This is a genomic window from Deinococcus misasensis DSM 22328, from assembly GCF_000745915.1.
GTDB classification, from domain to species: Bacteria; Deinococcota; Deinococci; order Deinococcales; family Deinococcaceae; genus Deinococcus_C; species Deinococcus_C misasensis.
This window is the reverse complement of sequence record NZ_JQKG01000011.1, coordinates 125,032-144,380: the sequence shown is the minus strand read 5'-3', so window position 1 is coordinate 144,380 and position 19,349 is coordinate 125,032. Positions and strand designations below refer to the sequence as shown.

Below are 19,349 nucleotides of genomic sequence, written 5' to 3'. Positions count from 1 at the left end.
TTTCCTTAACTCTAGCAAAATACTTTTTTGCACAGATATGCAAAAAACTCATCTGTCAAGTCATTTGACTTAACAAAGTGCTTTTTATGTGTCTCAATACACGTTTTTCGATCAATTTGCACCCTGTGAAAAGGGGGGAAATTAGGTGTATTGTATACACTTAACTAAGGTTAAAGAAATCCGCCAGATCCCTGTGCCAGTCGGCCTCCTCTCCTCTGGCCTTGCCAGAGTTTTGATTGTCCAGAGTGTACTGCAAGGGTTCTAGTCATGCGTCCCGAATACACAAACAAACTGTCGCATCATGGAAAAGCTGCCACAGCACCCTGTGGTTTTTGTGCATTTTGCGCTGAATTTTTTGAACATCGTGCTGATGATCGTCTTGAAAAAGAGCTCCAGCATTTTGGCTCTTTTTGACAAAAAGGCACCTGAAACCACACCCCATGGCGTCGAATCGTTGCAAACCTTCCAGAAAAACCAGACAAATGTCCCTTTGAAGAAAAGCTGACAATTGAACCAAATGCAAGTCCATTTGTTCACAAAGCGTCATGAAAGGCATCAAAACAGCACAGCACGTGATTCTTCTCACAGATGAAACGCCTCTGAAAAAAGGACTGCGTAAAAACAGCCTCTCATGTTTAGTTCTCAGGAAAATCCCACAGGTGAGAATCGCAAAGTTGGGATAGAATGAAGCCAAATTTAACGCTAAGGTGGTTGACAGTGGCGAAACGAGTATTAGGAATGATTCTGGCAGGCGGACAAGGCACACGACTCAGCCCCCTCACCGCCAAACGGTCCAAGCCCGCAGTGCCCTTCGGCAGCAAATACCGCATCATTGATTTTGCGCTGAACAATTTCATCAACTCGGGCATTTTCAGCATTTACGTGCTCACCCAGTTCAAAGCCCAATCGCTCACCGAACACATTCAACGGGGCTGGCGTTTCGGCACGTTCCTCTCGGACTACTTCATCACCCTCGTTCCTGCACAAATGTACCGCTACGAGGAACTTGGTCCGGTGTGGTACCGCGGAACCGCTGATGCGGTGTACCAGAACCTCCACCTCGTGCAAAACTACCATGCAGACTATGTGGCTGTGTTCTCGGGTGACCACATCTACAAGATGAACGTCAACCACATGATCGAAATGCACCAGGACACCCGTGCAGACATCACCATCGCCGCTTACCCCATGCCGGTCAGTCAGGCCAGCCGTTTCGGGGTCATGCAGGTGGACGAGCGTTACCGCATCATTGGGTTTGAAGAAAAACCCAAAGATCCCAAAGCCCTGCCAGACAAACCCGACACCGCCCTCACCAGCATGGGCAACTACATCTTCTCCGCCAGAGCTCTGGAAGAACTGCTGCACGAAGCCGAACGCGAAGGCGGTTACGACTTCGGCAAAGACATCATTCCCAAAGCCATCCGCGATGGTTACCATGTGCAGGCTTACGACTTTGCCCGCAACCCCATCCCCGGCCAGAGTGCACCCAACACCTACTGGCGCGATGTGGGAACCCTGGACGCTTACTTCGAGGCCAACATGGACCTCGTGAGCGCCAAACCCGAGTTTGACCTGTACAACCCCGAATTCCCCCTGCGCACCGCCATGGAATTCAGCCCTCCCGCCAAGTTTGTCCACGAAGCCGGAGACCGCACCGGACGGGCCCTCAACAGCCTGCTGGCCGGGGGCGTGATTGTCTCTGGGGGCACCGTGCGTGAAAGCGTGGTGTCTCGCCGCGTTCGGGTGAACAGCTACGCCGAACTGAACCGCAGCGTGGTCCTCGATGAAGTGGAAATTGGCCGTCACTGCCGGATCCAGAACGCCATCATTGACAAAAACGTGCACATCCCACCAGGAACCCAGATCGGTTACGACCTTGAAGAAGACCGCTCCAGAGGCTTCGTGGTCACCGAGAGTGGCGTGGTGGTGGTGCCGAAGTCTTACAATTTCAAGTAAGTGGGCGTACACGCTTCAGGCGCTTGAAAGAGTTGACAGTTCACAGTAGACAGCAAGACATGACAAGACCTCCTTAAACTCAGGAGGTCTTGTTTTTTCAATGCTTTTCAGAGGTAAGTCTGACCACCTCACCAGCAAGAAAGTCAATTCTTCTGTGCACTGTCTACTGTGAACTTTCCCCTCACCAATCCAGCGCTTTGCGGGCAATCTGGGCGATGTTGTAAGCATCGTCTCCACCCCGGTGATGGGTGCCATGCAAAACCAGTCCTTCCAGATTCAAGGCCTGACCCATGCCCAGAGCTTTTGGCAAACCCCGAAATGCTGCATGTTGTTTTTTGATGTTGATGTGGTGGTCTTTGTTCAGTTGGTGTTCCCCAAAAGTCTTGCAGAGCATCTTGAAATCGTAGTCGCCCCACGATGCCCATGTGCAGGATTTGAAGGACAGCCAACCATGCTTGCCAACCAGCGCATCCAGTTTTGAAAGCAAGTCCTGACGGGACACCACCTTGTCCGCTTCATCCACAAAAGTTTGCGCACTGATGGTGGTCAGTTCGGTGCAAAACGGGCTGATTTCACTGCGCTCGGGAGGGATCAAGAAAGAACCCCATTCCAGCACACCCTCCCCTTTTTGCAACATGGCATACCCGAGTTCAATGACCTCACTGGTCATGCCAGCAGGGATCTTGCCTTGCCAGCAGGTGGATTCCACATCGATGATCAGCAACTTGTCCATGGTGTTTCCTCAGTTGAATTCTTCGCCGGTCTCTTTGTAAGCCGGGTTGATGACTTTGAGTTTCAGCCACTCACCGTCCAGAGCTTTGCGGTCCACGTGGGGACGCACCACCACCCCTTCGCGGATGTGCAGACCCTGCCCTGACACCTGCTCTTTTCCTTTGCTGAGGGCGTACAGGTCGGCCTTGCCAAATTTGCCGTCGTAAATCACTGGCACCCAGAGGTCTTTCAGGGGCAGCAGTTCTGGGGCATCATAGGGCAGGATTTTTCCGTCAATGCGTACTTCAAAGATGCGCAAAGTGATTTTGCTCTGGCCGTAAGGGTAGCCTTTCTGGACCGGAATCACCTCTCCAATCACCTGAACCGTCTGGCCTGCAAGGGTTTGAATTTTCTCGGAAAGTCCGGTGTTTTTGAGGGCCTGCCAGTACACGTTGCTTTCAGAGGGCTTGAGCAGAAGGCCTTTTCTGAGCATCCCTTTGGAGGTGGCGTACACTTCCTGACCCGTTTCTCCTCTGACAAACAGGTAAATGCCCTGAGAGCCGTGCAGCTTTTCCGTGACCACCACCCGTTCATTGAAATCGAGTTCATCGCGGTAGGTGCCGTACTGGTTGCAGTCGTGCTGACCATACACCACATGGATGGGCATGATTTCCACTTCTCCATGCATGTGGGCAGGAATTTGAGGCTCGTATTTTTCGATGCCCAGCACAGCAGAAACATCTTCACCGATGTCGGCAAGCTGGATCAGGGCATGGATTTCATCCCCAAAAAACCACTGGACCGCTGCCAAAGGCAAGGCAATCCCCATCGAGATCTCACCACGCAGTTGCACCGTCCGAACCCGGCCTTCTCTGGCATAAGGGAAATCAGGCTGCATGTGCTCTGGGAGAAGGGAATCCTTGGGGATGAAAAGGACTGTATCGCCATTTTGCATTTCGCCTTTTTTGACCACCAGTTGATTGGCCCCGAGCTTCACGATGTCCAGTGCATCCGCATTGGGATGCGGTTTGAGTTCAGCAATGTGTTTTGAAACCATCCACAACATAAATCTCCTTTTTGAGCCCTGATCTGACCGCTGAAACCCACATCAAAAAAGGTTGCCTTCCTTGGAAAGCAACCCCAGACGTGGAAATTTGCTTCAGATGTCTTCGTTGCCAGCGTCCATGCGCACGATTTTGGGCTGGAAGGATGCGATGGGCCTGACCAGATCCCTCTGGGCCTGCATCACTTCCTGCACGTCTTTGTAGCAATATGGGCCTTCGTCTACACCTGCACCAATGACCTCTACACCCGCGTCTTTCGCCGCTTTTTTCAGGTCCTGCTGGTCGTAAGTGCGTTCTGCTGCACGGCGGCCAATTTTGCGTCCAGCACCATGACTGGCACTGGTCAGGCTTTTTTCCTCACCTTTGCCGACCACGATGTAAGCAGGCTGGGTCATGCTGCCCGGAATCACCCCGAGTTGACCCTCTGCCGCAGGGGTGGCCCCTTTGCGGTGCACGATCAACTCTTTGCCTCCGTGCTGTTCCTTCCATGCGAAGTTGTGGTGGTTCTCCACATGCCCGATGATCTGCGCCCCAAGGTCTTCGGCGATGCGTTCATGGATGATGGCGTGGTTGGCACTGGCGTAATCGCCCATCAGGTTCATGGCTTCCCAGTATTCCTGACCGTCTTCGGTGTTCAGGTCCAGCCATGCCAGAGCCTTGTAGGGCAAATCCAGATTGGGCAGGTTCTTCTCTGCACGCTTCATGTATTCGGTGGCAATTTTGTGTCCCACACCACGCGAACCCGAGTGGCTCATCAGGGCAAGGTATTCACCTGCATCCAGACCCAGTTCCTGAGAGGCTTCTTCCAACGTCAGGATGCCGAATTCCACAAAGTGGTTCCCGCTTCCAGAGGTGCCGATCTGGATTCGTGCTTTGTCTTTGAGTTGCTTGGCAATGGCGATGCTGTTCCAGCGGGGATCATCAAGGACATCGTGCTCTGGGGCATCATTTTTGGACCAGCCTTCTCCGGCACCAAAACGGGTGTTGTTCAGCAGGATTCTGCGCAATTTATCGTTTTTGAGGGTCTTCTTGCCAGACAGGGGCCCATCAAAGACGCTGATGCGCACCCGGCAGGCGATGTCGTAACCGATCATGGCTGGACTGACTGCATTTTCCAGACCGGCCACCCCACCAATGGGCATTCCGTATCCGAAGTGGGCATCGGGCATCAGGGCTCCAGCCACCGTGGGAGCAAGGCTCATGACGTTTTGCATCTGTCCGAAAGCACCATCTTCGATGTTTTCACGACCCCAGATGGCATAGTCCAGAGGGCTCTTGATCAGCTGGGCCTGATCGCGCTTCTGGTGCATCAGGGCAGCCAGATGCTTGTAAATGGCATGGTCCAGATACTGCTCGGGACTGGACATCACGGCATTCAGGTCTTGCACAATGCGGGCTTTGGGGTGCTTCTGGTTTTTGGCCACCTCGGCAGCACGCAAAGCTTCTTTGATTTCACGGCCCTGATAGCCGATTTCGATGACATCTTTGGGAATCAACATGGTTTACCTTCTTTGACTGCCCACTTGAAAGGGGCAGAGGAAATTTAGGAATGGGTGCCTTGAGAACCAGTGTGTCACCGTTCCCAGAGGTTTTTCTGCTGCAAATCCTGCGGACCTTCAGTTTCACGCTGCAACGCGGATTGATCCCATTCTAAAGCGGTCCTGCGAGCAGAACATGCTACCTTTCACCTAGTTCGGTGCCCTCCTTGGGTAAGCCATCCATATTAAATGCAGCTTCCATGCCCTGCTTTGCGGTTTCAATGGCCACCTCTGGGGCATAGCTCAGGGCCAGAGCTGCCTGATAAGCACGCACAGCATTTTCGCGGTCTCCCAGAGCGTCCCTGACCTGACCCAGACGGGCAAAAATCAGACCGGGAAGGTACCTCGGGTGGTCCTGCACCCCGTGGGCAGCATCAAACAACAGGCTGCGGGCACTTTCCAGATCCCCGACTGCCAGATAAATGTTGGCTGCAGCGTACTGAAGCTCAGATTTGGGTGTGAGGGCATCTCCCGTTTCACGCAAAAGCCCGGTCACCACCGCTTCCAGATCGTCCTCTTCATCGATCAGGGCTGCACGGTCTGCCAGAGCCCTGACCCTTGAACTTTCACCGGGTTGAAAACCTGCAGGATCGATCACCTGACTGCCTTCAATGAGGGTCAAAAGTTCGGGGATGTCGTCCAGAGCAGCCAGCACAAAGGCATCCGACACCCCTTGCAGCTTTGCAACAGCTTTTTTGAGGCGGTCCTTGCGGTAGGCGGTGGCTGGACCTTCTTCCAGAATCTTGCCCACTTCGGTGTGGTAGTGCTGCATCTGCTGCAATAGGGCGTCACTGTGCACACTCTGGGCGGTGAGGGGTTGCTGCAAAGCCTGCACCAGTTCGGCATCCAGACGCTGCCTTTGCTGAATCAGTTTCTTGCCCTGAGCGTATTGATTGAGGTATTCAAACATCTTGCCCTGATCGTTCTGCGCCTGACGGTCATCTTCGGCCAGCACGCTGCAGGGAATTCCAGCGGTCTCAAGGGCAAATTTGAGGGGATGCTCTGGACCCATGAACACGGTGCTGTACACCTGTGAAGCCCCTTTTGACCTCAGGAGTTCAATGACGGTGCTGGTGTTGTAAGCCGCATGCAGGCGGTGCAATTCTCCGAGATCAGCGATGAATTGAATCATGGGAACAGTTTAGGGTTCTGGATGGGCAAAAGAATAGGGTTGCGTGTGCCGATTGGCCGAGAGCCATGTAGGGGCTAGGCGTGCCTCGCCCTGAAGCCGAGAGCCCAGAGCCGAGAGCATGATGCTGTGTGTATAAAAAATCGTCAAGGGAATATATGCCTGTATTGCTTTAGCTGAAGCCTTTTTTAGCCCTCGGCCCTCGGCTCTGGGCCCTCGGCATTTTCTTGCCCTATGCCATTTTGCCTAAGCCAATTTCTCCTCCCTGCGACAAATGGCCTAATTGTGCACACTCAGGGTTAGGATTGCCTCAAAGAGGGCTGTCCCGGTGCATATGGCACCAGAGGGACAGCCCTTTCAAGGCCCGATGCACCCTGAAAACTCTGCCTCGCATCGGGACAGGAGTCAGAACATGCTGTGGCGACAACGGATGCGGGAAAACAACTTCAAGTTTGGGGTGTTCAATGGTTGGCTGGTCCTGATGGCCGATGGCCTGATGAACCCGAGCATCGTGATTGCTGCGTTTGCCACGCAACTCGGGGCCAGCAATTTGACCATTGGATTGATTCCTGCCCTGAGTGCCGGAATGTGGTTCTTGCCCCAGCTTTATGTGGCGTCCATTGTGCGCAGCTATCCCCGAAAACTGCCGGTTTACAACAAGATGGCGAACATCCGGACCATCATGTACATGTGTCTGGCCCTCACCAGTTTTCTGTTCATTGGTCAGCCCACCTTGTTGCTGGCCCTGTTTTTGCTGTGCATTGCGGGCAGTTCTCTGGCCGCAGGAATCACTGGTTTACCGTGGCTGGAAGTGGTGTCCAAGATCATACCCCAGCAAGAACGCCCCTTGTTTTTTGGGATGCGCAACCTTGGGGGAGGGATTCTGGCTTTTGGTGCTGGCATTCTGGTGCGTTTCATCATGGATTCCGATCTGGCTTTTCCCTACAACTATTCCCTGATTTTCTTTCTGGGAGGGTTGATTTACACGGCTGGATACGCGGTGTTTGGTCGGGTGCAGGAACCCGATGAGCCCGTGCAACCCCGCACCAATGTCTTTGAGGACATCCGCAACATTCCCAACATGCTGCGCAAAGATCCGGACATGCGCCGTTTTCTGGTGGCAAGGGCTCTGGTCGCCATCGGAGGAATTGCCGAACCGTTCTTTGCCGTGTATGCCTTGAAAAACCTGCACATCGAGCCCACCTTCATCGGTTACTTCCTGATGGTGATTGCTGGGGTGGTTCCGCTGTCCAACCTGTTCTGGACGTGGATTGGCACAGACAAAGGCAGCCGAAGGGTGATGCGGATTGCCACCTCGATTGCCCTGCTGGCCCCCATCGTGGCTTTGCTGACCCCACCAGACAAACCGGCCATGTATCTGCTGGTGTTCATGCTATACAGCATGGCACAGCAAGGCTACGGTCTGGCTTTTGGCAGTTACACCCTGAACATCTCCCCTGCCCATGACCGCAGCCGTTACCTCGGGACCATGAACACCCTCATGGCCTTCATGGTGTTTGCTCCGGCAGCAGGGGGATTGCTGGCAGACCAGAGTGGATACCGTGCCGTGTTTTTCGTGTCCATTGGGGCATTTGTGCTGGCATGGCTTTTCCTGAGCAAACTGCGCAAAGATGCGTGAAAGTTTTCAGTTCACAGCAAGAACACCTGGCCCCCATCAAGTCTCTATGCTGATGGTGTGGAGGCCCACCACACGCCCCTGAACCACCGTCACAATATAGATGTGTACCTGCACGGTTCCCACACGGTACACCGCCAGTTTCTTGCTGCTGTTCTGATAAATGCGTTGCAGGTTTTGCATTTGATGGGCAAACTGCACCTGTCCCTCATCCATCCACGGTTCGATGCGGGTGTACCTCTGGAAGAACACATCCAGAGCCATTTTCTGTGCGACCTCCCCTTTCTTGCCCACATGGGAAGCAAACCGGGAAGCCTCTGGCAGGATTTTGAGGTTGCTCTCGAACCACCCAAAAGGAAAATCTGATTCGCTGGGAAAAAGCATTCCTTGCACCGCATCCATGACTGCCGTTTTGAAAGCCCCCATGGGCAAAGCCTGTTCCATCAGTATCATTTGTGGCTCTGGAATGGAACGTTGATTGCAGGACACGGTGCCCAGCATGAGCACACAACAAAAACCCAAAAGCAGACGGTTCATGCCCATCAGGGTAGCCTGCCCTTCGGGCTTTGCGCTTCAGGAAAAAGCTGAGGGTCAAAGGTGGTGGTTTTCACCACAGAAGCTGATGGATCTCCTGCATGGATGGGGCAGGGATTTCTCGTTGTTCACTGTCAGGGATGGCCCGTGAACACCTTCAAGCACTCATCCAACTCAGGGTTCTGGGAATTTCACCGGTTTCTGCAAAGCTGAGCAGTGCTTCACGGGCCAGCTCAAACGGCACTGTGAATTTCAGATCGATTTCTGAGAGGTGACCGTCTTCCAGAAACACCATGCAGGTGCCCTGTTTGACATCATCGGCCACATGGCAAAACCGACCGTTTTGGGGTTTGAACACCAGATAACTGCGCTCGGCCCCCACCACGATGCTCATGACTCCGGTGTTGTGCACGCAGAGTTCAAGGGAAAGGGGCATTCCTCTGGACTGGGCTTCTTTCAGGGCCTGTTCGATGGCCCACACGAGTTCGGCACGCGAAGTCACTTGCAATGCTCTGGACATGCCTTGCCAGATGACCGTTCCAACTGGAGTCATGGTTCACCTCCCACCCTCTTCGTGTTGCACAGGACCAGTAGGGTTAACTTATCCTGCACTGCTTTTTCAAAGTGCACAAGGGGAAAAAAGCCCCCTTTTGTGTTTTTGGGCAGCCTTCATTGCGCAAGTTGGACAGGAGCGCTCAGTGGGATGCCGAGGGCTGAGAGCCCAGAGCCAAAAGACCTTTGGCTAAAGCATAGAGGGCGAGGCACGCCTCGCCCCTACATTTCCCTTGACGATATTTTATGCGTATCACACGATGCTCTCGACCCTCAGCCCTTAGCAGGGTGAAGCCCTCTAGTGCCCGAGGATCTGACTCAAAAACAACTTGGAGCGTTCATGCTGCGGGTTGTTGTAGAAGTCCTCTGGGGTGGCTTCCTCCACAATCGCTCCCTTGTCGAAGAACACCACCCGGTCCGCCACTTCCCGAGCAAACCCCATCTCGTGCGTCACCACCAGCATGGTGATCCCCGAGTGTGCCAACTCTTTCATCACGTCCAGCACTTCCTTGATCATCTCTGGATCCAGCGCACTGGTCGGCTCATCGAACAACAGGATCTTCGGTTCCATTGCCAACGCTCTGGCAATCGCTACACGTTGCTGTTGCCCTCCAGAGAGTTGCGCGGGGAATTTCTCGGCCTGTTCGCGGATGCCTACCCGGTCCAGCAGTTCGTAGGCTTTCTGTTCGGCTTTCTTTTTGTCCCACTTCCTGACCCGGATCGGGGCCAGAGTGATGTTCTGCAAGACCGTCAGGTGGGGGAACAGGTTGAACTGCTGGAACACCATCCCCACATCCCGGCGGATCTGGTCGATGTTTTTCACGTCGTTGTTGAGTTCGATGCCGTCTACCACGATCTTGCCGCCCTGATGCTGCTCAAGGTGGTTGATGGTGCGAATGAACGTGCTTTTCCCAGAGCCGGAAGGTCCAATGATGACGACGACCTCACCTTGCTTGACGTTGATGGAGACGTCACGGAGGGCATGGTAGCTGCCGTAATGCTTGTTGACCTTGTCGGCGATGATGATGTCTTTGGCGCCCTGAAGTCGGGCCGGATATGTGTAACCCATGGGGTTTATTGTATCCAAGTCTCTGGGGAGTGAGGGGGGTAAGTGGTGATTGTAGGTGCGAGGCATGTCTCGCCCAGTTGCCGAGAGCCGAGAGCCGAGAGCCGAGAGCCGAGAGCCGAGAGCCGAGAGCATTGTGTCCTGCGTGCGGAAAATGATCAAGGGGATTTGTGTTTTCTGAAAGCTTCAGCAAAAGCCTTTTTTGCCCTCGGCTCTCGGCCCTTGGCCCTCGGCTCTCCTCTTTTACCCTCAGCCCTCGGCAGAGCGTAGCCCCATCCCCAAGTGTGTAAGAATCAAAAGCATGAAAATCGAATCCGCCACCCTGCAGCTGATCGAGCTTCCCCTCAAGTTCCGCTTTGAAACCTCTTTTGGAGTGCAAATCAAACGCACCATTCTGGTGCTGACCTTGAAAGGCGAAGGTCTGGAGGGGTACGGCGAGAGCGTGATGGAGATGCTTCCCCTCTACCGCGAAGAAACCACTCCCGGCGCAGAATACCTTTTGAAAGAGGTGTTGCTACCCCGAGTGCTCGGGAAAAACTTCAACAATCCGCAGGAACTGGGGCAGGTGCTGGCCCCGTTCAAAGGCAACCGGATGGCCAAAGCCGTGCTGGAGATGGCCTTCTGGGATTTGTGGGCCAGAAGCCTGAATGTGTCCCTCTCCCATTTGATTGGAGGGGTTCGGAAAGAGGTCACGGTTGGGGTGTCTCTGGGCATCCAGCCCACTGTGGACGATACGGTTCGTGCTGTTGAAAAGCATGTGATGCAGGGGTACCGGCGCATCAAACTCAAAATCAAGCCCGGCTGGGATGTCAACATCGTGAAAGACACCCGAGCCGAATTCCCCGACATCACCCTGACCGTGGATGCCAACAGCGCTTACAGCATGGCCGATGTGCGCACTTTCCAGAAGCTGGACGAGTACCGTCTGGACTACATCGAGCAGCCTCTGGCCTATGAGGACCTGCACGACCATGCCAAACTGCAAAAACTGATCCAGACCCCCCTGTGTCTGGACGAAAGCATCCTGTCTGCTGAAGACACACGCAAAGCCCTTGAAAACCATGCTGGACGGGTCATCAACCTGAAACCCGCACGGGTGGGAGGGGTCAGCGAGAGCATCAAAATCCACACGGTGTCCCAGTCTTTTGGGATTCCCCTCTGGATGGGAGGGATGCTGGAAGCTGGCGTAGGTCGGGCCTTCAACATCCACATTTCCAGCCTGCCCGGTTTCACCAAGCCCGGTGACACCTCCAGTGCCAGCCGTTACTGGGAAACCGACATTGTGAATGAACCTCTGGAAGCGCAAAACGGTCTGATGCCTGTACCCGAGGGTCCGGGAATCGGGGTGACCCTGAACCAAGATTTCCTGAACACCATCACCCTGCGCAAGCATGAGGTTCACGGATGATCGAAATCCGGGAAGTGCAGGGCCATCAGGAAGTCTCACGGGTTCAGGAGCTTCAGGCTCTGGTGTGGGGTCGCAGTGAACTGGACATTGTTCCACATGGCCTGACTGTGGCGTTCATGTATCAGGGTGGGCTGGTGGGAGGCGCTTTTGACCACGGGGAAATGATTGGCTTTGTGATGGGCATTCCCACCGCTGACCCCAAAAAACAACACTCCCACATGCTGGGGGTGTTGCCCGGTCATCGGGGAACAGATGTGGCCGTGCGTCTCAAACGGTTTCAGAGGGACTGGTGCCTGTCCAGAGGCATTGAACAGGTGGTTTGGAGTTACGACCCCATGCGTTCGGTGAACGCCAACTTCAATTTGCGCAAACTCGGGGCGGTGGTGCGGGAATACCATCCCAACCTGTACGGCCAGATGAGTGGGGTCAATGCTGGGGTGGATTCAGACCGTGTGATTGCAGAGTGGAATTTGCGGGATCCAGAGGTTTTCCAGCGGATTTATGCCCCTCCTGCTTCACTGGAAGTCTCTGGCCTGAGAACCATCAACCGTGGTTTTGAAAACACGTTGGACCTGCAAGACGAGGTATTGCTCTATCAGCTTCCTGCGGATTTTGGCCATCTGGTGCAACACGATCTGGAAGAGGCCCGCAAATGGCGTGCAGCAGGCCGTGAAGCCCTGACCACTTATCTGGAAAAAGGGTATGTTCTGACCGATTTTGTGCGCTCACATGGCAATTTTTATGTACTGCGTCATCAAGCCCACTGAAACAGCGTTGAAACTGTGTTGAAAGACATGGAAATGGTACACACATGCCTGTTCCATCTGCCCCTCAGGGATTAGAGTAAAAGCAGATGGAACGGCCTGTAGAACAACTGCTCCTTGAGTACCAGGATTACATCCTCGCGTACCGCCTCAAACGTCAGGTCGGCGGAAAGCTCAGCCCCAAAAACCCAAAGTTGACCCTGCCAGAGTACGCCCGGATGCGCCTGCGTCGCATGGAACTGGCCCGCAAATTGGTCAGCACAGGCATGCAAGCAGAGGAATTCTCTGAACTCGATGACCTGACCGACCAGATGAATTACGGATTCTGGTACAACCCGAGGTACGTCAGTGAGTTTTTGCATGCGGTGCTCTTTGCTGGACGGGATGACACTTTTGTTGAAGAACAGGGTTTTCTGCGCCTTTTGAGTCCCACAGAGCTGCAGCGACTCGGGACCGGCACCCATGACCTGTACCGCAAATATTCTGCCTGCTTTCGTCTTGCCACGCCGGGGGTGGATCCGGTGGTGCTGGAGCGCATTTACGAGATCATCGAAAAATCTCACGTTCCTCTGTTTATTGATGAATTACAATAATTCACGTCAATCCAACACCGTGACGGGTGAAAAAAAACACTATAATGGGATCAACCCATTTTGAATCCATGTCAATCCCGGGCAGGTGCCCGTGTCAGGTGGTCTCATGCCGCGTAAGAAAAGCACAACCAAAACTGCTGCTGTTGATGCTGTGGAAACGCAACCATCCACAGATGAATCCGCTCTGGACATTCAGGCCGCGCCAGATGCCCCCATGCCTGCCGAGCTGAAAAACCACATCACTCCCATTCAGACCAGCAAAAACGGCAAAAGCCCGGACCCCTTGAAACTTCCTTTGCTGGATTACCGCCCGGCATACCTTGCCCCAGAGGAGAAAGTGCATGTGCTGCTCACCGGACTGCACATGTTCTCCGAGCAACAACCTTTGCTGGACAACATCGGGTGCAGGATCATTCGCACCGTGCAGTACCACCTGTCCAGCCCTTTAAGCGGTTACATGTTCACAGAAGGCATGCGCCCTCAGGCTTCTGGTGAACTGCTGATCACCAGCAAGCGTCTGGTGTTCAACAGCGTCTCTTCCTTTCTGACGGTGCGCTGGGAAGAACTGGAAAGTGTGGATTCTTTTGCCAATGCCCTGCGCCTGAACATCAAACATTTGCGCCATGGTTTGATTTTCAGCATGCAAGACCGCGTCCAGATCGATCAGGCCAGCATGACCCTGTCCCATTACCTGAACCAGTGAAAGTAGCGTTCAGCCTTCAGCGGTCAGGCATCGGCCAGAAAGAAAGTCTGCTTCCAACCCTTTGAACTTGCAAAATCTGAGTGGGCTTTGCTTTTGTGTTTTGCCATTTTCGAAAGCCAACGCTTTTGGTAGGCTTTTCGCTGAAAGCTGAGGGCCGACCGCTGAACGCTTCTTCAGTTGGCCTGCCAAAAGTCAGACTTTGTGCTTGCTCTTTCAAGGGATAGACGATTCAAACTGTGCCTTCCAAAAAACATTAAACTCCCCTGTATGCGGGACCTCAACCCTGTTCTTCAGACCTTCAGAGAAAGCCCTTTCACCAGAGTCACCCTGAGGGCCAATGGGCTCGGGGCCGTGAACCTCGGGCAGGGGTTTCCAGACCATGCTCCTCTATCCTTCTTACAGGAGGCTTTGCAACAGGCCCTGACAGGTCCACAGCAGTACGCACCTGTGGCAGGGCTTCCTGCTTTGCGTGAAGAACTGGCCAGAGATGCCGAAAAACGTCTGGGCCTGAAGCTGGATCCGGCCACAGAAATCACCATCACCGCTGGAGCCACTGAAGCCGTCCAGAGCGCTTTGCAGGGCATTTTGCAACCGGGCGATGAGGTGATCCTTTTTGAGCCCACCTACGACATGTATGGTCCTCAGGTAAAACTGGCGGGAGGGATTCCGGTTTACGTGCCTCTGGAGTTTGATGGGGCCTACCACCTGTCTGAAGAAAAGCTGCGGGCTGCCATCACCCCAAAAACCCGCGTGTTGATCCTGAACACGCCACACAACCCGACTGGAAAAGTGTTTACCTTGCAGGAACTGCAAACCCTTGCCCGCATTGCGATGGAGCACGATCTGGATGTGATTTCCGATGAGGTCTATGACCGCCTGACTTTCGGGGTCCCTCATCTTCCCATTCATGCGCTGGACGGCATGCAGGACCGCACCCTGACCGTGGGAAGTGCAGGCAAAACCTTTGCTGTGACCGGATGGCGGGTGGGATGGGCTTTTGGCAGCAAACGCCTGACGGACGCCCTCAGAGGGGTGCACCAGTGGGTGTCTTTCTGTGCTCCAACCCCATTGCAGCAGGCCACCATGCTGTCTTTGCAGGAGGCGCAGCGTTTCGATTACTCGGGCAGTGTCCAGAGGGATTATCTGCAAAAGCGGGACTTTTTGACCTCTGCTTTACAGCAAGCCGGATTCAAGACCTGCACGCCCCAAGGTGGGTACTTCGTGGTGGCAGATGTCTCTGGTCTGGGCCTTTCAGAAGAACAGGCTTTTGAATGGATGCTCACCGAAGTGGGGATTGCCAGCATTCCGATGGGGGTGTTCTACGACTCGGGGGTGGCTCCATTTGCCGGATTGCGGTTTGCCTTCTGTAAGGGGCAAGAGACCCTGCAAAGGGCAGCGGAACGCCTGTATTCTGGATGCACGGTGAAATAAAACCGTCAGGACAGGGTCAAAGATCACAACTTTTTTCCAGAAACGCCCAAAACACGTATATACTCTGAGAGTAACAGTGTCAATTCGAGCTTTTCACCTTTTCCCCTCATGCTCCAGAGGGGTATGCTAATAGACGTTATGAAGTCAGCCGAGAGCACGATCATGTATGGCGGCAGTGCCAGTTTTCTGGAGGCCCTGTACGAAGATTATCTGGGTGACCCCTCATCGGTAGCGCCTGAGTGGCGCCGTTTTTTTGAGGGAAATGGTGCACCCACCGACACCCCACACTCTCCAGTGCAGCAAGCCTTTCTGACCCTGGGTCAAAAGCCCCTGCTGCGTTTCACTGGACTCAACGGGCAGACCGCAGCAGGCAGCAAAGAAGGCAAGGCCAACACAGGCATTTCTGCCTACATTGCCGCTTACCGCTTGCTGGGTCACCTGAGAGCCACCATCAACCCTCTGGACATCCGCAAACTGGAAGATGTGCCCGAGCTCTCTCTGGGCTTTTATGGCCTCACCGAAGCCGACCTGTCTGCCCGCGTGGAAGACGGCGGTTTCTCTGGAACCCTCGCAGAAGTTCGCGAGCAACTTTTAAAGACCTACTGCGGCTCCATCGGCTATGAATATGTGTACATTCCTTCCGAAGAGCGCCAGTGGCTGCAAAAACGCATCGAAGGCGCACAGGGACGTTTCAACTTTTCCCAAGATGCCAAAAAGCGCATCCTGAGGAAGCTCACCAGCGCTGAAGGTCTGGAGCGTTACCTGCACGTGCGTTATGTGGGTCAGAAACGCTTCTCTCTGGAAGGCACCGAAACCCTGATTCCCATGCTCGACAGCATCGTGCTGCGTGCAGGCAAACTGGGCGTCAAGGACATCGTGGTCGGAATGGCCCACCGTGGCCGTCTGAACGTCTTGATCAACATCTTCGGCAAGAAACCCAGCGACCTGTTCGCTGAATTCGATGGCAAGAAAACCTTCTCCAGTGATTTCGCCGGAGACGTGAAATACCACATGGGCTTTTCTTCGGATGTGCAAACCGAAGGTGGACCGGTGCACCTTGCTCTGGCTTTCAACCCCTCCCACCTTGAAATTGTGAACCCTGTGGTGGCTGGATCGGTCCGTGCCCGTCAAGCCCGACTTGGTGATGTGGAAGGCCGTTCTACCGTGCTTCCCATCGTGATTCACGGGGATGCTGCGGTGGCTGGACAGGGCGTGGTCGCCGAAACCCTCAACCTTGCCGGAATTCGTGGCTTTACGGTCGGCGGAACCCTGCACATCGTGGTCAACAACCAGGTGGGCTTCACCATCTCCGACCTGAGGGATGCCCGCACCAGCCGTTACTGCACCGATGTGGCCAAAATGATTGATGCTCCGGTGTTCCATGTGAACGCCGACGATCCCGAGGCTTGCGTCTGGGCTTCAGAACTGGCTCTGGATTACCGCCAGACTTTCCACAAAGATGTGTTCATCGACCTGATCGGTTACCGCAAACTGGGCCACAACGAGAGCGACGACCCCAGCATGACCCAGCCGATGATGTACCGCAAAATTCAGGCGCACCCTGGCACCCGTGCCCTGTACGGACAGGTGCTGGCCAAAGAGGGCATCCTGACCGAAAGTGACCCCAACACTTACGTTGAGGAGTACCGTGCTGCTCTGGAGAAAGGTGACACTGTTGCTGACGCAGTGGAAACCGACTTCAACGCAGAACGCTCCAGACAATGGAAAGCTGTGCTGGGCACCCACTGGACCGCAGAGGCCAACACCGCCGTGGACATGGACACCCTGAAAAAAGTCGGACATGCCATCACCACCATCCCAGAGAACTTCAAACTGCACCGTGGTGTGGAGCGTGTGGCCAAAGCCCGCCGCGACATGGTCGACGGAAAGCAGGCTCTGGACTGGGGCATGGCCGAAAACCTCGCTTACGGCACGCTGCTGAACGAGGGGTACAATGTGCGCCTGTGCGGTGAAGACGCTGGACGCGGAACCTTCACCCACCGCCATTCCGTGTGGCACAACCAACTCACCGAAGACATTCCCGAGGGAGAAGAGTACCTGACCCTCGCCCATGTGTCTGACAATCAGGGCCGAGTGGAAGTCATCGACTCCACCCTCTCTGAAGAAGCCGTTCTGGCCTACGAGTACGGTTATGCTGCCACCGACCCCTCCACGCTGGTGCTCTGGGAAGCCCAGTTCGGCGACTTTGCCAACTGTGCCCAGCCCGTGATCGACCAGTTCATTTCTTCCAGTGAAGCCAAATGGGGCCGTCTGGCCGGACTGGTCATGCTGCTGCCCCACGGCTACGAAGGTCAGGGTCCCGAGCACTCCAGCGCCCGTCTGGAACGCTTCATGCAACTGACCGCACAGGACAACATTCAGGTGGTGGTGCCTTCCACCCCTGCACAGGTGTTCCACATGCTGCGCCGCCAGATCATCCGCAATTACAGGAAGCCCCTGATTGTGATGACCGGCAAGAGCCTCCTGAGAAACCCCATGTGCGTGTCCCCTCTGGAAGACCTTTCGAATGGCAAGTTTCAGGAAATCATCCCGGACAACGCTGCCGTTCAGCAAGAGGTCAACCGTGTGGTGCTGTGCTCTGGCAAACTGTACTGGGAACTCTTCAAAGCCCGTGAAGAAGCTGGCCTGAAGAACGTGGCCATCGTGCGCATTGAGCAGCTTTACCCCTTTGCACATGAACAACTGAAAACCATTCTGGAACAGTACCCCAATGCCGAAATTGTGTGGGCTCAGGAAGAACCCCGCAACATGGGCGCATGGATGTTCGTGCGTGAAGAGATTGAGCAGTGCATGCAAAACGGTCAAACCCTGAAGGACGCCACCCGTCCCCGCAGTGCCAGCCCTGCCGTGGGTTACACCAGCAAACACAACCAAGAGCAGCAGGATGTGATCCAGCGCGCTCTGGGCTTAAAATAAACAGATGCCCATGGGCAGTGGGAAACCACTGCCCTTTTACTGCCGACTTGCCCCTGCACAGGGTATGATCCTGAAGGAGACCCACAAACATGATCGTTGACGTAAAAGTTCCCGTATTCTCCGAGTCCGTGAGCGAAGGCACCCTGCTGGGGTGGAAGAAACAAAAAGGTCAGGCCGTGGCCAAAGGCGACGTCCTGATTGAAATCGAGACCGACAAAGTGGTCCTTGAGGTGTACGCTCAGGAATCTGGCGTGCTGACCGAAACCTCCAAAAACGAAGGCGACACCGTTGCCAGCGAAGAAGTCATCGCCAAGATTGACACCGCTGCCACCGCAGGATCCGCCACCCCCACTGCCCCAGAGGAGCCCAAAAAGGACAGTGCCAAAGCTGAACTGCCTCAGGGTCCCACCCAGGTCCACTCCACCAGCGGAGACCTCTCCCCTGCCGTGCGCAAACTGGTCGCCGAAACCGGCGTGAACCCTGCCGATGTGCAGGCCACCGGACCCAAAGGCAACATCACCAAAGGCGATGTGCTGACCCACGTGGCAGGCGGAAGCAAACCCGCTCAGGCTGCCCCGGTGCAAATTGAACTGCCCGCTGGAGCCCGCCCCGAGCAGCGCGTTCCCATGACCCGCATCCGCCAGACCATCTCCAAGCGTCTGAAAGATGTGCAGAACACCGCTGCCATCCTGACCACCTTCAACGAAGTGGACATGAAACCCATCATGGACCTGCGCAAGAAGTATCAGGATGAGTTCGTCAAGAAGCACGGCATCAAACTGGGCTTCATGAGCTTCTTCGTGCGCGCTGCCACCGAAGCCCTGAAACAGTACCCCGTGATCAACGCCAGCGTGGACGGCAACGACATCATCTACCACGGCTACTACGACATCGGCATTGCCGTGGCCAGCGAACGCGGTCTGGTGGTGCCCATCCTGCGCAACACCGACCAGTCCAGCCTCGCAGACATCGAGAAACAAATCGGTGAGTACGCCCAGAAAGCCAAAAACGGCAAACTCGGCCTTGATGACATGACCGGAGGCACCTTCTCCATCACCAACGGTGGAACCTTCGGCAGCATGATGAGCACCCCCATCCTGAACGCCCCCCAGAGCGCCATCCTCGGGATGCACAACATCATCGAGCGCCCCGTGGCCGAAAACGGACAGGTGGTCATCCGCCCCATGATGTACATCGCCATGAGTTACGACCACCGCATCATTGACGGACGCGAAGCCGTGCTGTTCCTGGTCACCATCAAGAAACTGCTGGAAGACCCCGCCCGTTTGTTGCTGGATTTGTAATCCCCTGCTTCTCGCAAGCTCGA

General features: G+C 54.8%; 17 protein-coding genes. 10 read left to right on the top strand and 7 right to left on the bottom strand.

Features of this window, described 5'->3' with window-relative positions:
* Positions 1–267: 267 nt before the first annotated feature.
* Complete coding sequence (locus Q371_RS26910; protein ID WP_157442609.1) at positions 268–414, top strand: hypothetical protein; 147 nt, start codon at positions 268–270, stop codon at positions 412–414.
* Between the two features lie 303 nt (positions 415–717).
* Positions 718–1,956, top strand: a complete 1,239-nt coding sequence (glgC, locus tag Q371_RS09210; protein ID WP_157442608.1) for a glucose-1-phosphate adenylyltransferase — start codon at positions 718–720, stop codon at positions 1,954–1,956.
* A gap of 181 nt (positions 1,957–2,137) precedes the next feature.
* On the opposite strand, the gene Q371_RS09205 is transcribed toward glgC, so the two are convergent.
* From Q371_RS09205 to Q371_RS09190, 4 genes are all read right to left on the bottom strand, one after another.
* On the bottom strand, positions 2,138–2,689 hold the full coding sequence (locus tag Q371_RS09205) for a 3'-5' exonuclease (protein WP_034339259.1): 552 nt from the start codon (positions 2,687–2,689) through the stop codon (positions 2,138–2,140).
* Positions 2,690–2,698: 9 nt separating this feature from the next.
* Positions 2,699–3,733, bottom strand: coding sequence for an RNA ligase (ATP) (locus Q371_RS09200; RefSeq protein WP_034339258.1), 1,035 nt, complete (start codon positions 3,731–3,733; stop codon positions 2,699–2,701).
* Positions 3,734–3,826: 93 nt separating this feature from the next.
* Entirely contained in the window at positions 3,827–5,230 is a 1,404-nt protein-coding gene (locus tag Q371_RS09195) for an RtcB family protein (RefSeq protein ID WP_034339257.1), read from the bottom strand.
* A 178-nt stretch (positions 5,231–5,408) separates the two neighbouring features.
* Positions 5,409–6,401, bottom strand: coding sequence for a hypothetical protein (locus tag Q371_RS09190; protein WP_034339256.1), 993 nt, complete (start codon positions 6,399–6,401; stop codon positions 5,409–5,411).
* 409 nt (positions 6,402–6,810) lie between these two features.
* On the opposite strand from Q371_RS09190, the gene Q371_RS09185 reads away from it, so the two are divergent.
* Positions 6,811–8,037 carry an MFS transporter gene (locus Q371_RS09185; RefSeq protein WP_034339255.1) on the top strand — a complete coding sequence of 409 codons (1,227 nt, stop codon included), beginning with the start codon at positions 6,811–6,813 and terminating at the stop codon, positions 8,035–8,037.
* A gap of 36 nt (positions 8,038–8,073) precedes the next feature.
* Here Q371_RS09185 and Q371_RS09180 read toward each other — a convergent pair whose 3' ends face one another.
* The 3 genes from Q371_RS09180 to Q371_RS09170 all read right to left on the bottom strand — a co-directional run bounded on the left by Q371_RS09180 (position 8,074) and on the right by Q371_RS09170 (position 10,189).
* Positions 8,074–8,571: a nuclease A inhibitor family protein gene (locus Q371_RS09180; protein ID WP_169743817.1), complete on the bottom strand. Its 498-nt coding sequence runs from the start codon at positions 8,569–8,571 to the stop codon at positions 8,074–8,076.
* Between the two features lie 154 nt (positions 8,572–8,725).
* Positions 8,726–9,121 (bottom strand): Imm1 family immunity protein, encoded by a 396-nt coding sequence (locus tag Q371_RS09175; RefSeq protein ID WP_034339251.1) that lies wholly within the window; start codon positions 9,119–9,121, stop codon positions 8,726–8,728.
* A gap of 297 nt (positions 9,122–9,418) precedes the next feature.
* A complete protein-coding gene (locus Q371_RS09170) occupies positions 9,419–10,189 on the bottom strand; it encodes an amino acid ABC transporter ATP-binding protein (RefSeq protein ID WP_034339250.1) in 771 nt (256 codons plus the stop codon).
* Positions 10,190–10,487: 298 nt separating this feature from the next.
* On the opposite strand from Q371_RS09170, the gene menC reads away from it, so the two are divergent.
* The 7 genes from menC (at position 10,488) to odhB (ending at position 19,326) form a co-directional block, all read left to right on the top strand.
* Positions 10,488–11,594 carry an o-succinylbenzoate synthase gene (gene menC / locus Q371_RS09165; RefSeq protein ID WP_034339248.1) on the top strand — a complete coding sequence of 369 codons (1,107 nt, stop codon included), beginning with the start codon at positions 10,488–10,490 and terminating at the stop codon, positions 11,592–11,594.
* The gene (locus Q371_RS09160) at positions 11,591–12,361 is read left to right on the top strand and encodes a GNAT family N-acetyltransferase (protein WP_034339246.1); all 771 of its coding nucleotides are present in this window, start codon (positions 11,591–11,593) and stop codon (positions 12,359–12,361) included. The genes menC and Q371_RS09160 overlap by 4 nt, the downstream gene beginning before the upstream one ends.
* 86 nt (positions 12,362–12,447) lie before the next feature.
* Positions 12,448–12,951 carry a hypothetical protein gene (locus Q371_RS09155; protein WP_034339245.1) on the top strand — a complete coding sequence of 168 codons (504 nt, stop codon included), beginning with the start codon at positions 12,448–12,450 and terminating at the stop codon, positions 12,949–12,951.
* A gap of 106 nt (positions 12,952–13,057) precedes the next feature.
* Positions 13,058–13,654 carry a hypothetical protein gene (locus Q371_RS09150; protein WP_034339244.1) on the top strand — a complete coding sequence of 199 codons (597 nt, stop codon included), beginning with the start codon at positions 13,058–13,060 and terminating at the stop codon, positions 13,652–13,654.
* 267 nt (positions 13,655–13,921) lie between these two features.
* Entirely contained in the window at positions 13,922–15,085 is a 1,164-nt protein-coding gene (locus Q371_RS09145) for a pyridoxal phosphate-dependent aminotransferase (protein ID WP_034339242.1), read from the top strand.
* Between the two features lie 138 nt (positions 15,086–15,223).
* Positions 15,224–18,022 (top strand): 2-oxoglutarate dehydrogenase E1 component, encoded by a 2,799-nt coding sequence (locus Q371_RS09140; RefSeq protein ID WP_245618300.1) that lies wholly within the window; start codon positions 15,224–15,226, stop codon positions 18,020–18,022.
* Positions 18,023–18,114: 92 nt separating this feature from the next.
* Positions 18,115–19,326 (top strand): 2-oxoglutarate dehydrogenase complex dihydrolipoyllysine-residue succinyltransferase, encoded by a 1,212-nt coding sequence (odhB, locus tag Q371_RS09135; RefSeq protein ID WP_034339333.1) that lies wholly within the window; start codon positions 18,115–18,117, stop codon positions 19,324–19,326.
* Positions 19,327–19,349: the final 23 nt, after the last annotated feature.

Coding starts and splice junctions, on each gene's coding strand:
- Q371_RS26910 (WP_157442609.1), top strand. CDS start 268: ATGCGTCCCGAATACACAAACAAACTGTCGCATCATGGAAAAGCTGCC.
- Q371_RS09205 (WP_034339259.1), bottom strand. CDS start 2,689: ATGGACAAGTTGCTGATCATCGATGTGGAATCCACCTGCTGGCAAGGC.
- Q371_RS09200 (WP_034339258.1), bottom strand. CDS start 3,733: ATGTTGTGGATGGTTTCAAAACACATTGCTGAACTCAAACCGCATCCC.
- Q371_RS09195 (WP_034339257.1), bottom strand. CDS start 5,230: ATGTTGATTCCCAAAGATGTCATCGAAATCGGCTATCAGGGCCGTGAA.
- Q371_RS09190 (WP_034339256.1), bottom strand. CDS start 6,401: ATGATTCAATTCATCGCTGATCTCGGAGAATTGCACCGCCTGCATGCG.
- Q371_RS09185 (WP_034339255.1), top strand. CDS start 6,811: ATGCTGTGGCGACAACGGATGCGGGAAAACAACTTCAAGTTTGGGGTG.
- Q371_RS09180 (WP_169743817.1), bottom strand. CDS start 8,571: ATGAACCGTCTGCTTTTGGGTTTTTGTTGTGTGCTCATGCTGGGCACC.
- Q371_RS09175 (WP_034339251.1), bottom strand. CDS start 9,121: ATGACTCCAGTTGGAACGGTCATCTGGCAAGGCATGTCCAGAGCATTG.
- Q371_RS09170 (WP_034339250.1), bottom strand. CDS start 10,189: ATGGGTTACACATATCCGGCCCGACTTCAGGGCGCCAAAGACATCATC.
- menC (WP_034339248.1), top strand. CDS start 10,488: ATGAAAATCGAATCCGCCACCCTGCAGCTGATCGAGCTTCCCCTCAAG.
- Q371_RS09160 (WP_034339246.1), top strand. CDS start 11,591: ATGATCGAAATCCGGGAAGTGCAGGGCCATCAGGAAGTCTCACGGGTT.
- Q371_RS09155 (WP_034339245.1), top strand. CDS start 12,448: ATGGAACGGCCTGTAGAACAACTGCTCCTTGAGTACCAGGATTACATC.
- Q371_RS09150 (WP_034339244.1), top strand. CDS start 13,058: ATGCCGCGTAAGAAAAGCACAACCAAAACTGCTGCTGTTGATGCTGTG.
- Q371_RS09145 (WP_034339242.1), top strand. CDS start 13,922: ATGCGGGACCTCAACCCTGTTCTTCAGACCTTCAGAGAAAGCCCTTTC.
- Q371_RS09140 (WP_245618300.1), top strand. CDS start 15,224: ATGAAGTCAGCCGAGAGCACGATCATGTATGGCGGCAGTGCCAGTTTT.